A 12,529-nucleotide genomic window follows, 5' to 3' on the forward strand; every position below is an offset into this window, starting at 1 on the left:
GCGACGTAGAGGAAACGCGGACACGGTGTGCCGATGTCTCCCGGCACACGCGGCACGCAGGGGAGCTAATGTCAATGCAGCCGAAGATCCCTGCGCTCTGGAGGAGGTATGTACAAACGGATTCTGGTCCCGCTGGATGGGAGCGCCCTGGCTGAACACGCGCTGCCTGCGGCCATCGCGATCGCGCCGGTCCGTGCGTACGCGTATGCCGGGGCCGCGACGACGCTCGATGCCGGCGCCACGCGCGCCCGCGTGTCGAGCACCCGGGACGAGCTGGCGGCGATCGCATTGCGGATGCGGAGCCGGGCCGAGCCTAACGGAATCGACATCGAGATCGGCATCGACGTGCATCCGGCGTCGAGCCTGCTCGATGCGATGGCCGAGAGCGGGGTGGACCTCGTGGCCATGTCGAACCGTGCGTGCGTCCCCGCGCGAATCACCGCGCGGAGCGCGGTCGAGCAGGTGGCGTGCTCCTCCGCGCTCCGATGTTGATCTGCCCAACGTCAGCGCCTGACGATCGGGCGGTCTGATGGTGGACACACCAGATCCGCCGAACGCGGGCGCCGCGTCATCGGCGGCCGGCGCGCCGAGCGAGCGCCTAACGGAAGGCGACGTCGCTCGCTTCCGCGCCAACCGGCAAGCCGAGATCGACAGTGCGGCCTTGTATCGCGCGCTGTCCGAGTCGGAGACGGACGCACGCCTGGCGAGCGTGTTCCGGCGCCTCTCCGAGACCGAGAGCGGACACGCCGACTTCTGGGCACGGCTGCTCGCGCCATCGTGCTGTTCGGCATCGTCGCCGCCGGCCTGACGTACGCCGTCGGGCGTTTGCTGGGCGCACAGATCGCCGGATGATCGCGCGTGGCGGCGTTAGGCCGGTGTGCCGCCGGCGACGGCGGGCTCCGGCAGCGACGCCGCGAATTCACCGGCGAACCTCGCGACCTGGTCCCAATCGGTGAGCTCGTAGTCGCGCGAGGTGTCAGTTGGGCCGCCGGCCCGGCGGCTGATGCGCTTGAGCAGCATCCGCGTGAACACGCCGTATTTCGTGAACGCCATGGCACCCCCGATCGTCGCCGTCATGCGCGGGTGCCAACCGGTCTTCGTCAGAAACGCGACCAGGACGCGCCGCGCGTTCGCCTGATCCTGTTCTTTGGCGCCCGCGGCTGAGCCGCTCACCGAGAAGAAAGCCGACGGCATCCCGTTCAACGCGTCCCGGTGGACGCGAACGAATCGCTCGAGATAGCGCTGGTGGTGGCCGGCAATCACCGATCCGCCGATGATCACGCCATCGTAGTCGAGCGCCGTAAACTGACCAGAGAGCGCATCGGCACAGCCTATCCGCACCGCGTGACCCGCGGCCGTCAGGACCTCCTTCATCCGTTCGGCGATCTTCGTGGTCTGCCCGTACTTCGTGCCGTAGACAATTGCGATGTGATGTGAAGACATGACGCACCCCGCAGGCTTGGTTTCCGATTCGACTCTTGGTGTAAACGTGTCTCGCTCGAACGCGACGGACAGTCAGGAGCCCTGAGGAACGTGCGTCCTCCGTCGCCTGACGCGGGCCACGCGGACGAGGCGCCGCTCGGCCTCGTGTGACCTCAGACCGCGGGCGGCGTAATCAACAGGGAACACGGCGCGCGGCGCACCAGTGCGGCGGTCACGGAACCGACGAGCAGGCTCTCGTCGCCATCGTGCCGTTGTCGCCCGACCACGAGCACGTCGGCGCCACGACGCCCGGCGAAGGCGAGCAGCGTTCGAGGCACGGTGCCGTGCACCACCACCGTCTCCACCTTTGCCCCTGCTGGCACCGACAGTGTCTCGATGAGACCCTGGAACGCCGCGGCCCAATCGTTTTCGCGGACCATCCGCGTGACTTCATCGAGATTCGCGATCGCCGCGTCGAAGTCGGACTCGATGTGCACGAAAACGAGTCTCGCGCACCCTGTGAACAACCGGCACGCCAAGCGTGCCGCGGCGTTGCTTTCCGGGCTGAAGTCGGCCGCGATCACAACGGTGCGGGGCATTCCGCGCAGCTCCGATGACACCGCCAGCACGGGGACGCTGCACTCGCGCACGACGTGCGGCGTCGTCGCGTCGTGCACGATCCGCTCGATGAGCCGCTCGCGGCGCAAGCCCATGATCACCAGGTCCGCGCCGTGCGCGGCATCGAGGATGGCGTCGGCCGGCCTTCCTAACGGAACGCGAATGCGCCACGGGGGCCGGGCGCCGGTGCGGTCGGCCAGATACCGGCGGATCTCGAGCCGCCGCAGCCGCTGCTCGCCACGTACCATCGCCTCACCGGCGGTGGCGACCGGCACGCCGACGGTCAGCCACGCCGCCGCCATGGGATCGACGACGCTCATCGCTTCGGCTTTCGCGCGATGCGCTTTCGTCAACGCCATCGCCGTGTCGATCACCGCATTGGCGTGCGCACCTGCTTCGTCGAGCGCGACCAGCACTCGCAGCGCCGCGTGCGATTTGGCTGACCTCGCCGGCTGCCGCCGCACGCGTTTGGATGATTTCTTCGCTCGCAACGTAGGCATCGTTCCTCCTCGGAGTCGCTGTCGCCTGGACAGAGGTTACGGGCGGATGCGCGTCGGGTCTGTCGGGAAAAGTGGGGAGCCAGGGTCACGGAACCCCTGACAGCCACGGGATTCCGCGGACAGTTTTATTCTCGAGACCCAACTTCAGTCGAAGGTCGCCACCGATGGCAGGTCATGGCGCGGGCAGGACATGGCGATGGTTGAGCAGCACGGCCGTGCCGGCGAGCGCGCTCCTGCTTCTCGGCGCGGGCGCCGTGGCGCGCCTTGGGTGGCCGGCGACTCGTGCCGGCACAATCATCTGGACCGTCGGCCTGCTCGTTACCGGTGCGCCCACGGTGTTTCACACGCTGCGCAACGTGGTCGCCGGTCGCTTTGCTGCGGACCTCGTTGCCACCCTGGCGATCATCGGCGCGGTCTGGCTCGCCCAACCCGTGGCCGGGTTGGTGATCGTCCTGATGCAGACCGGCGGCGAGGCCCTCGAGCGCTTTGCCGAAGGACGCGCATCGGACGCCGTGCGCGCGCTGGAAGAGGCGGCGCCGCGCACCGCGCACCGGATCCAGGGTGCGCAACTCGAGGACATCGGCGTCGATGACATCCGCGTCGGCGATGTGCTCCTCGTTAGGCCCGGCGAGCTGATGCCGTCCGATTCGCTCGTCATCGATGGGCGCTCGCACGTGGACGTTTCGCGGCTGACGGGCGAACCGCTGCCGGTGTCGGCGCAGGCCGGTGCACGGCTCATGAGCGGCACCGTGAACGGCGAAGGCACGTTGACGGTGCGCGCGCTTGCCGTCGCGGGCGAGAGCCAGTACGCGCACATCGTGGCGCTCGTCGCGTCGGCACAGGCGAGCAAGGCGCGGCTGCAGCGGCTCGCCGACCGCTACGCCGTGTGGTTCACGCCCTTCACGCTCGCGGTGTGCGCGGTCGTGTTTGCGGTCACGCGCGATCCGGTTCGCGTGCTGGCGGTGTTGGTCGTGGCCACGCCGTGTCCGCTCATTCTCGCGACGCCGATCGCGTTCATCGGCGGGATCAACCTCGCGGCGCAGCGCCACATCATCGTCCGCACGGGTGACGCGCTCGAGCGCCTCGCCGGCATCACGACGCTGGTGTTCGACAAGACGGGCACCTTGACCATCGGACGTCCGGCCGTGCATCGGGTCGTGCCGGCTCGCGGCCTAACAGAGAACGATGTTCTCCGCGCCGCCGGGGCCGTGGAGCAGGGATCGAGCCATCTCCTGGCGCGCACGTTGGTCGAAGCGGCCGAGGAGCGCGGCGTCGCGCTGCCCCCGGCACGCCACGTGATCGAGTCGGCGGGGCGCGGTGTGACCGGGGAGGTCGAAGACCGCCGCGTGAGCGTCGGCGCGCGGTCGTTCGTCCTGGCGCAGTATCCCGACATCGCGGCGGGGTTAGACGAGCTGGACCACGCCGGAGGCCTCGAGGCGTACGTCGCGATCGACGGCCGCGCGGCCGGGGTCGTGGAATACGCGGACCGCCTGCGCCCGGAGCTCCATGCCGCCATGGCGCAGCTCGCGCGCTTGGGCCTAACGGACTCCGTGCTCTTGTCGGGCGACCGCGTGGCCAACGCGCGCGCGGTCGCCGCTGCCGCCGGCATCGAAGAAATTGCCGGCGACCTCATGCCCGAAGACAAGGTGGACGCGGTTCGACGACTGGTCGCCGAGGGCCGCGGCGTGCTCATGGTCGGCGACGGCACCAACGACGCGCCGGCGCTCAGCGCCGCGACGGTGGGCGTGGCGCTCGCCGGACATGGCGGCGGCATCACGGCCGAAGCGGCCGACGTCGTGGTCCTGACCGACGATCTGCGTTCGGTACCCGAGGTCATTGGCATTGGCCGCCGCACCATGCGCATCGCGCGCCAGAGCATCCGGGTCGGCCTCGGCCTGAGCGGACTCGCCATGGTATTCGCCGCGTTCGGCCTCATCGCCCCGGCCGTCGGTGCCGTGCTCCAGGAGATCATCGACATCGCGGTCATCGTCAATGCGCTTCGGGCACGTCGGCCCGGCCCATCGTCACCTGCGCAACGCACCGGCGGGGGGGCCGGGGAATGCGTCAGTGCCCCACGTCGGGGCGTTGCACGACATGGCGTCGGGTGATACCTGACACCTGGGAAGCTATCGTACGCTATCCTAACAGCAGGTGCGGAACCAGCACCGATGGGAGGAATGATGCCTGACCACGCAGCGCCGAACTTTCGCCCGTTGGAGCGGGACGAAAGCCAGGCGATTTTGTCGCGCAACCATGTTGGGCGCATCGCCTACAGCTTTCACGACCGCGTCGACATCGAGCCAATCAGCTACGTGTGCGACGGCGGGTGGATCTATGGCCGTACCTCGCCTGGCACCAAGCTCACGACGCTCAGCCACCATCGGTGGGTCGCATTCGAGGTCGATGAAATCGACGGCCCGTTCGATTGGCGCAGCGTGGTCGTGCACGGCACGGTGTACTGGCTGACGTCCGATCTATCAGACGCGTCGGAGGACGAAGTGCAAGCGGGCCTGACACTGCTGCGCACCGTCTTTCCGGAAACGCTGACCGGGGATGATCCGACGCCGTTTCGCACGGTGCTGTTCCGTCTATCGACGTCCGAGATCACGGGGCGTTGCGCCAGCAGTCAGCCCGCCGCCGCGCGGGCGACTGACGCGCGCTCCTCGAACCGCGCGCCGGAGCGGGCATGAATCGCGGCCTGACGAGCGTCGTTAGGCGTCTGCTCCGGCTGCCTCTGGCGGCGAAGCTGGCGGGCGCCAACGCGCTTCTGTTGCTGGTGGCATTCGCCGGATTCGACGCCGCGTACCGCGGTCCCCTCGCGTGGCCGGCAATGGCGATCGCGGTCATCGCGGTGCTGCTCGGCGTCGGGATCAACATCGGGCTCGTGACGGTCGCGTTGAGGCCGCTGCACGACCTGCACACTACGGCCGAGCGCGTCTCGCACGGGGATCTGGCTGCGCGCGTCCCCACCTCTCTGGTCGCGGACGCGGCGCTCGACCGGGTGAGCAGCACCTTCAACCTGCTCCTCGACCGTGTGATGGCCGAGCGCGAGCGCATCCGACAACTGGCGTCCCAAGCGATCGAGGCCGGCGACCGCGAGCGCGCCGCCCTCGCCGCCGAGCTGCACGATTCGACCGCCCAGTCCATCGCGGGTATTTCCTACCAGCTCAGTGCCGCCGAACGGATGAGCAAGGATCCGGAGGTCACCGCCCGGTTGGTGGCCGTTCGCGAAGCGGTGAACGGGATTCTCGAGGGAGTGCGCCTGCTGTCTCACACCGTTTATCCACGCATTCTCGATGACCTGGGCCTCGCGAGCGCCTTGCGTGAGCTCGGGAAAAGTATGGCAGTGGACATCGGTCCGGCCATCAGCGTGGAGGTGTCGGAGTTCGCCCAATCCGCGGCCAAGCGGCTGCCTGTCGAGCGCGCTGCGGTATTGTATCGTGTGGCGCAGGAATCGTTGCGCAACGCGTTGCGGCATGCGAACGCGTCACGCATCCTTGTGCGTCTCGACGCCACTGCGGACACGTTCACCCTTGTGGTGCAGGACGATGGAGTGGGGTTCGACCCGGCCCAACCGGGGATCGAATCGTCGGGGTTGGGCTTGTTCACGGCGCGTGAGCGCGTCAGCTTGGCTCAGGGCAGCTTCGATCTGGTCACGCGGCCGGGCAGTGGCACGACGGTGACTGCGTCCATTCCGGCCATGCTCGCGGCCGTTGCGCCGCGGCGTGCATCGTACTGACAACGGAGCTCGATGACAGTCGACACCATACGGGTAGTGCTCGTCGACGACCACGCCGTCGTGCGAGCCGGACTCAAAGCCGTCCTGGCGACCGCGCCCGACATTCAGGTGATCGGCGAGGGGAGCAACGGACGCGAGGCCGTCGCGCTGGCCGAGCGGTTGAAGCCGGAGGTGGTGATCACGGATCTCTCGATGCCGGACCTCGACGGAGCGGGGGTGATCAGGGAAATCGTCGCCAAGAACATTCCATCGCGCGTGCTCGTGCTCACGATGCACACCGAAGAGGAATACCTCGTACCGTTGCTCGAGGCCGGCGCGGCGGGCTACCTCGTGAAGAGCGTGGCCGACCGCGAGCTGATCGCCGCGGTGCGTTCGGTGGCGCACGGCGAGACCTACGTCCAACCGGCCGCCGCCCGCATCCTGGCGCGCGAGCTCACCAAGAAGGACGCGGCCGAGCCGAACCGTCAACGATACGAGCAGCTCACGCCGCGTGAGCGAGACGTGCTCCGGCTCATCGCGCAGGGCTACTCGGCCCCGGAAATCGGTTCCCAGTTAGGCATCAGCCCGAAGACGGTGGACACCTACAAGCAGCGCATCGAGGAGAAGCTCGGCCTCGCGCATCGGTCGGACTACGTGCAGTTCGCGTTCAAGCTCGGACTGCTGGGCAAGAGTTAGGCGCGAGTCAGGCGGAAACGGGACGCCTCGACGCTGTCATGCCGCTCACTGCGAATCGCACGGTCACGGCCGCGCTCTGGATCGCGCTCGTCGCCGCCATGGCGGGTGCGGGAATGTTGCTCGCGGCCATGTGGCGCGGATTGCTCACGCCTCGCGGCGTGCCGATCGTCGGCGCCGCACTGTTCCTGTGCGCGGCAGGGGCGGTCGCCTACGCCCTCGTCCGCACGCACATCGTCGGCCTGCGCGTCCGCGCGCTGCAGGACGTGGAGCACGACCTCCGCGTCTCGGAAGCGAAATTCGCGGGGATCCTCGACATCGCGGCCGACGCGATCATCAGCGTGGACGATGCCCAACGGATCATCCATTTCAACACGGGCGCGGAGGTGATCTTCGGGTACACGCGAGGCGAGATGATCGGCCAGCCGCTCGAGCGACTCATCCCCGAGCGCTTCCGCGCGGCGCACGCCGGGCACATGCGCCGCTTTGCGTCCGGAACCGAGACCGCACGGCGCATGGGAGAGCGTCGCGAGATCTTCGGCCTTCGGCGCGGCAACATCGAGTTTCCCGCCGAGGCGTCCATCTCACGGCTCTCGACGCCGACGGGGATGCTGTTCACCGTCGTCCTGCGCGACATCACCGAGCGCAAGCGCGTGGAGCACGAACAGCGGTTTCTCGCCACGCTCGGCGAAGAGCTCGCGCGCTCGCTCGACTACGAGGCGACGGCGCAGCTCGCGGCAAATGTCGCGGTGCCCGAACTTGCCGACGCATGCGTGCTGGACCTGCTCGACGGCGACCAGATGACGCGCCGCATCGTGAGCGATTGCGGGCCCGAGCACACGCGCACGCCGCTGGCCGCGCTGGCCGCGGCCGGTCCCGTTGGGCATGATTCGCCGTCGCGGGTGATCGACGTCCTGCGCACGCGGCGCGCCGAGCTCGTGGCCACCGTCACCGACGACTGGCTCGAAGCCCACACCGACGACACGCCTAACGTGTCGGCCGCATGGCGGTCGCTCGACCTTCGCTCCTTGATGATCCTGCCGCTCGTGACCCGCGAGCACCTGCTGGGTGCGCTCACGCTGATGGCGGCCGGCCCCCGTCGTCAGTATGAACCGTCGGACCTCGCCTTCGCCGAGGAGATCGCCCGGCGACTGGCGCTCGCGCTCGACAATGCGCGCCTCTACCACGCGGCGCGCACGGCAACGCGGGCCCGCGACGAGGTGCTGGGCATCGTGTCGCACGATTTGCAGAATCCGATCGCCGCCATCTCGATGGGTGCGAGCGTGCTCCGCGATCAGCCGCCGGAAGACGAGGAAGGCCGCCGACAGCTGCTGCGGATGATCGTCGACTCGACCGAATGGATGCGGCGCTTGATTCGCGACCTCCTCGACGTGTCCGCCATCGAGGCCGGCCACTTGTCGGTCGAGCGCCAGGGCGAACCGCCGGCGACGATCGTAGCCGCGGCCACGCGAATGTTAGGCACGGCGCTCGCCGAGCGCTCGCTTGCGCTCGAGCTGTCGGTGCCCGATGACCTTCCGTTCGTCGACGTGGACGCGGCGCGCATCGAACAGGTCCTCATGAATCTTCTCGGCAACGCGATCAAGTTCACGCCGCCGGGCGGCCGCATCGCGATTCGCGCGACGCCGAACGCGTCGCGGCTGGAAGTGTCCGTGGCCGATTCGGGGATCGGGATCCCAGTCGAGGAGCAGACGCACGTGTTCGAGCGCTTCTGGCAGGCGCGCCATTCCAGCCGGCGCCGCGGCGCGGGACTCGGACTGGCGATCTCCAAAGGCATCATCGAAGCGCACGGCGGCCGCATCTGGGTGACGAGCACGCCGGGGGAGGGCAGCACGTTCACGTTCACGCTGCCGCTCGCCCCGGCGTCCGTACGCGCATCGCGCTGACGCGCGATCAGTGCGCCATCGTCGCGTATTGCCGCGGCGTGCCCACTTGAATCATGCCTACCGCGCCTTTCTCGGCGTCGGCGAAACTGTGCGTGACGAACGCGTAGATGCCTTCGCCGCTCTCGTTCGCCTTGAACGTCGTCTCGAACACGGCGCCGCCGCCGGCGGGAACGGGATACGTCTGCACGCCGTCGAGCGCATGCGCCGGATTGCCGTCGGGATACACGCGATCGAAGAGTGCGCCGACCACGTGGAAATCACTGTCGAGGTTCGGGCCTGCGTTCACGACGAAGAAGCGCACGCGGTCGCCGACGTTCACCTTGAGCGGATTGGCCTTGTACTGGAACGCGCGGCCGTTGAACACCACGTAGGTCGGCTGCTTGTTCTGCGCGCTGGCGTAGTCCGGCTGCAAGTCGGCGCCGGCGCTCGTGCGTTGGGCATAGAACTCGCTTTCGACGATCACGAATTCCTTGTCGGCGGTGGTGCCCCAGCCGTTCTTCGGGTCCACGATCATCGCGAAGTACATCCCCTGCATGAGGTGCATGACGACCGGCGGCGTGCCGCAGTGCACGAGGAAGGCGCCGGGGTCGCGTGCGACGAATGCGAACGTGATGGAGTCGTGGGGCATGATCATCCGATAGGCGACGTTCGCCGGAATGCGCGCGGCGTGGAAGTCGATCGAGTGGGGCATCGGTGCTTCGTTGACGACCGTGATGCGCACGGAATCGCCCTGGCGGACGCGGAGCACCGGCCCCGGCACCGTTCCGCCGAACGTCCACGCGTGATAGGGCACGCTGTCGGCAATCTGCACCGTGGCGTCCTTGATCGGGATGCGGAATTCCTTGATCGGCGCCGGCGATGCAGGCGCAAGACGCGCATCGTACGCTGGTGTCGTTGGGCGGACCGTTTTGTCGAAGTCGATTCGTTCGACGGTCGGGACGGGCTTCGCATCTCCGATCGCGGCGCCCGCGGTCGCCGCGGCGATCATCACGACCGGTACGACAAATTTCACGAACCTCATCGAGTCCTCCAGTAATGGATCAGTGCTGTATGTGACTGAAGTCTCGGTGAAAGGCGGCGTCGGCTCCGTCGGGAGAAGCCGGAACTTTGGTCAGTCATCTCGCCACATCGTGTCGGTGTTTCACCGACAAATGGCGGATTATTGACCCAGGCGTGTGGGCCGACGTCGATGCGGGTCCTGATCGCCTAACCCGCGGCGCGCGTCAGCGGACGCGTCAGGCAAACGCAGTCGTCCGGCGCACGGGTTTCCCTGACAGGCGCTCGGGCATCCCCCGATCTTGCGGCCGATCGCGATCGACGAAACTGGAGCACACGATCGCGAAGCCGCGTGCCGCCTGTGTTGGGCCGGCCATGGCGTCGCCAAGACGACGAGGGACGATCATGCGCTCCAGTGCCCGTCTGATGGCCAAGGGTACGCTGGCCATCGCCATCGGGATGCCCAGCCTGCTCGCAGCCTGCCACTCCAGCGCGCCGGCCACCTTAGCCGGCGCCGTCACCGGGGCCGACGCGGCATCGCGCGTGTATGTGCCGCCCGGACAGAAGGACGAGTTCTACGCGTTCTTCTCGGGCGGCTTCAGCGGACAGGTGTCCGTGTACGGCCTGCCCTCGGGTAGGCTGCTCAAGGTGATCCCGGTGTTCTCGCAGGACCCGCAGGAAGGATGGGGATACGACGAGGAGACCAAGCCGATGCTCCAGACGAGCTTCGGATTCGTCCCCTGGGACGACGCCCACCACCCCGAGCTGTCGCAGACGAACGGCGTGCCTAACGGCAAGTGGCTGTTCATCAACGGCAACAACACGCCGCGCATCGCGCGCATCGACCTCAGCCAATTCAAGACCGACGAGATCCTGCAGATCCCGAACTCGGCGGGCAACCATTCGTCGCCGTTCACGACGCCCGACGGCAAGTACGTGGTGGCCGGCACCCGGTTCAGCGTGCCGGTGCCTAACCGAGACACCACCATCGCGTCGTATGCCCAGACCTTCAAGGGCACGCTGACGTTCGTGCGCGCGGACGAGCCGGGGAAAATGGCGATCGCCTTCCAGATCCTCGTGCCCGGCTTCGACTACGACCTGGGCCACGCCGGCAAGGGCGTGTCCGATGGGTGGTTCTTCTTCACGACCTACAACACCGAGCAGGCGCACACCAAGCTCGAGGTGAACGCGTCGCAGAACGACAAGGACTTCATCGCGGCGATCAATTATCGACGCGCCGAAGCGTGCATCGCGGCCGGGAAGGGCACCACCATGCCGGCGAACTACGACCACAACGTGCTCGACGACCACTCCAATACCGCGCACGTCGAGCGGAACACGAGCGTCACCGTGCTCGACCCGTCGCGCTGCGATGGCCTCATGTACTTCCTGCCGACACCCAAGTCTCCGCACGGCGTCGACGTCGATCCGAGCGGCGAATACATCGTCGGCAACGGGAAGCTGTCGGCGGTGATCGCCGTGCACTCGTTCTCGAAGATGCAGCAGGCGATCGCGTCGAAGTCGTTCGACAAGATCGTGGACGGGATCCCGGTGCTCAAATACGAGTCGGTGCTGGCCGGTGAAGTGAAGAGCAGTGGGTTAGGCCCGTTGCACACCGAGTTCGATGGCAAAGGGTACGCGTACACGTCGTTCTTCATCTCGTCCGAGATCGTGAAGTGGAAGCTCGGCACCTGGGAAGTCGTGGATCGCACGCCCACCTACTACGCGATCGGCCACTTGATGATTCCGGGCGGCGACTCGCGCGCGCCGTGGGGCAAGTACGTGATCGCGCTCAACAAGATCACCAAGGACCGCTATCTGCCCACCGGCCCGATCATGGATCAGTCGGCCCAACTGTACGACATCAGCGGGCCCAAGATGCAACTGCTGTTGGATTTCCCGACGATTGGCGAGCCGCACTACGCGCAGGCGCTTCCGGCGAATCTCATCCACTCGGTCAAGTTCAACGCGTTGACCGACAACGCGAATCCGTGGGCCGTGAAGACCGAAGCCGACGGCGGCATCTCGCGCCAGGGCAAGACCGTGCACGTGAAGATGGCGGCCATCCGCTCGCACTTTTCGCCCGACAACATCGAGGGCATCAACGTCGGCGACACGGTCTATTTCCATCTCACGAACATCGAGCAGGACTGGGATATCGTGCACGGGTTTGCGGTGTTAGGCAACACGGATGCCGCGGAATTGATTCTGGCGCCGGGCGAGACGCGCACGCTCAAGTGGGTGCCGCGCGCGAGCGGCGTGTTCCCGTTCTACTGCACCGACTTCTGCTCGGCGCTGCACCAGGAGATGCAGGGCTACGTGCGCGTGTCGCCGGCCGGGAGCACGGTGGCGCTGTCGGCGACCCTCGGTGACCACGCGGTGGGCGGCGATCGCATGGCTGCCATGCACGCGTCCACGCCGGCAGCGGGTGCCGCGCCTGCGGCCGGGAGGCACCAGTGATGTCGCGCCTCTCGCGATGGCTGCTCGTGGCCGCGGGGCTGCTGGTCGCGGCGTCGCTCCGTCTCCCGCTCTGGCGTATCGGGTTGACCGCGCCGCAGTACCCCGAAGGATTGGGATTGCGCATCACCGCCGGGACGATCACCGGCGCAACGCCGCAGGATCTGAACAACATCAACGAGCTGAATCATTACATCGGGATGCGGCCCATCGATCCCGCC

General features: G+C 67.5%; 12 protein-coding genes. 9 read left to right on the forward strand and 3 right to left on the reverse strand.

What is annotated here, in order from left to right; genetic code table 11:
* The first annotated feature begins 108 nt into the window (after window positions 1-108).
* Window positions 109-492 (forward strand): universal stress protein, encoded by a 384-nt coding sequence (locus tag VFW04_15580; GenBank protein HEX5180757.1) that lies wholly within the window; start codon window positions 109-111, stop codon window positions 490-492.
* A gap of 37 nt (window positions 493-529) precedes the next feature.
* Window positions 530-808, forward strand: coding sequence for a hypothetical protein (locus VFW04_15585; GenBank protein ID HEX5180758.1), 279 nt, complete (start codon window positions 530-532; stop codon window positions 806-808).
* 59 nt (window positions 809-867) lie between these two features.
* Here VFW04_15585 and VFW04_15590 read toward each other — a convergent pair whose 3' ends face one another.
* Together VFW04_15590 and VFW04_15595 are read right to left on the reverse strand one after the other, a co-directional pair.
* Window positions 868-1,443, reverse strand: coding sequence for a flavodoxin domain-containing protein (locus VFW04_15590; GenBank protein ID HEX5180759.1), 576 nt, complete (start codon window positions 1,441-1,443; stop codon window positions 868-870).
* Between the two features lie 152 nt (window positions 1,444-1,595).
* Complete coding sequence (locus VFW04_15595) at window positions 1,596-2,540, reverse strand: universal stress protein (protein ID HEX5180760.1); 945 nt, start codon at window positions 2,538-2,540, stop codon at window positions 1,596-1,598.
* Window positions 2,541-2,740: 200 nt separating this feature from the next.
* On the opposite strand from VFW04_15595, the gene VFW04_15600 reads away from it, so the two are divergent.
* The 5 genes from VFW04_15600 (at window position 2,741) to VFW04_15620 (ending at window position 8,855) form a co-directional block, all read left to right on the forward strand.
* Window positions 2,741-4,648 (forward strand): heavy metal translocating P-type ATPase, encoded by a 1,908-nt coding sequence (locus tag VFW04_15600; GenBank protein ID HEX5180761.1) that lies wholly within the window; start codon window positions 2,741-2,743, stop codon window positions 4,646-4,648.
* 72 nt (window positions 4,649-4,720) lie between these two features.
* Complete coding sequence (locus VFW04_15605) at window positions 4,721-5,230, forward strand: pyridoxamine 5'-phosphate oxidase family protein (GenBank protein ID HEX5180762.1); 510 nt, start codon at window positions 4,721-4,723, stop codon at window positions 5,228-5,230.
* On the forward strand, window positions 5,227-6,279 hold the full coding sequence (locus VFW04_15610) for a sensor histidine kinase (protein ID HEX5180763.1): 1,053 nt from the start codon (window positions 5,227-5,229) through the stop codon (window positions 6,277-6,279). Before VFW04_15605 ends, VFW04_15610 begins: the two co-directional genes overlap by 4 nt.
* A 12-nt stretch (window positions 6,280-6,291) precedes the next feature.
* Entirely contained in the window at window positions 6,292-6,954 is a 663-nt protein-coding gene (locus tag VFW04_15615) for a response regulator transcription factor (protein HEX5180764.1), read from the forward strand.
* A 38-nt stretch (window positions 6,955-6,992) separates the two neighbouring features.
* The gene (locus VFW04_15620) at window positions 6,993-8,855 is read left to right on the forward strand and encodes an ATP-binding protein (GenBank protein ID HEX5180765.1); all 1,863 of its coding nucleotides are present in this window, start codon (window positions 6,993-6,995) and stop codon (window positions 8,853-8,855) included.
* A gap of 7 nt (window positions 8,856-8,862) precedes the next feature.
* Here VFW04_15620 and VFW04_15625 read toward each other — a convergent pair whose 3' ends face one another.
* A complete protein-coding gene (locus VFW04_15625; GenBank protein HEX5180766.1) occupies window positions 8,863-9,876 on the reverse strand; it encodes a multicopper oxidase domain-containing protein in 1,014 nt (337 codons plus the stop codon).
* Between the two features lie 380 nt (window positions 9,877-10,256).
* Here VFW04_15625 and nosZ point away from each other — a divergent pair, with 380 nt between their 5' ends.
* Window positions 10,257-12,311 carry a Sec-dependent nitrous-oxide reductase gene (nosZ, locus tag VFW04_15630; protein ID HEX5180767.1) on the forward strand — a complete coding sequence of 685 codons (2,055 nt, stop codon included), beginning with the start codon at window positions 10,257-10,259 and terminating at the stop codon, window positions 12,309-12,311.
* A partial coding sequence (locus VFW04_15635) for a hypothetical protein (GenBank protein HEX5180768.1) occupies window positions 12,311-12,529 on the forward strand: 219 nt, incomplete at its 3' end. The genes nosZ and VFW04_15635, both read left to right, overlap by 1 nt.

The sequence above is a fragment of the Gemmatimonadaceae bacterium genome, from assembly GCA_036273715.1.
In the GTDB taxonomy this organism is placed as follows: Bacteria; Gemmatimonadota; Gemmatimonadetes; order Gemmatimonadales; family Gemmatimonadaceae; genus JADGGM01.

What these genes read in the sequence shown, in the direction of transcription:
- VFW04_15580 (HEX5180757.1), top strand. Translation starts at nt 109, where the DNA reads ATGTACAAACGGATTCTGGTCCCGCTGGATGGGAGCGCCCTGGCTGAA.
- VFW04_15585 (HEX5180758.1), top strand. Translation starts at nt 530, where the DNA reads ATGGTGGACACACCAGATCCGCCGAACGCGGGCGCCGCGTCATCGGCG.
- VFW04_15590 (HEX5180759.1), bottom strand. Translation starts at nt 1,443, where the DNA reads ATGTCTTCACATCACATCGCAATTGTCTACGGCACGAAGTACGGGCAG.
- VFW04_15595 (HEX5180760.1), bottom strand. Translation starts at nt 2,540, where the DNA reads ATGCCTACGTTGCGAGCGAAGAAATCATCCAAACGCGTGCGGCGGCAG.
- VFW04_15605 (HEX5180762.1), top strand. Translation starts at nt 4,721, where the DNA reads ATGCCTGACCACGCAGCGCCGAACTTTCGCCCGTTGGAGCGGGACGAA.
- VFW04_15610 (HEX5180763.1), top strand. Translation starts at nt 5,227, where the DNA reads ATGAATCGCGGCCTGACGAGCGTCGTTAGGCGTCTGCTCCGGCTGCCT.
- VFW04_15615 (HEX5180764.1), top strand. Translation starts at nt 6,292, where the DNA reads ATGACAGTCGACACCATACGGGTAGTGCTCGTCGACGACCACGCCGTC.
- VFW04_15620 (HEX5180765.1), top strand. Translation starts at nt 6,993, where the DNA reads ATGCCGCTCACTGCGAATCGCACGGTCACGGCCGCGCTCTGGATCGCG.
- VFW04_15625 (HEX5180766.1), bottom strand. Translation starts at nt 9,876, where the DNA reads ATGAGGTTCGTGAAATTTGTCGTACCGGTCGTGATGATCGCCGCGGCG.
- nosZ (HEX5180767.1), top strand. Translation starts at nt 10,257, where the DNA reads ATGCGCTCCAGTGCCCGTCTGATGGCCAAGGGTACGCTGGCCATCGCC.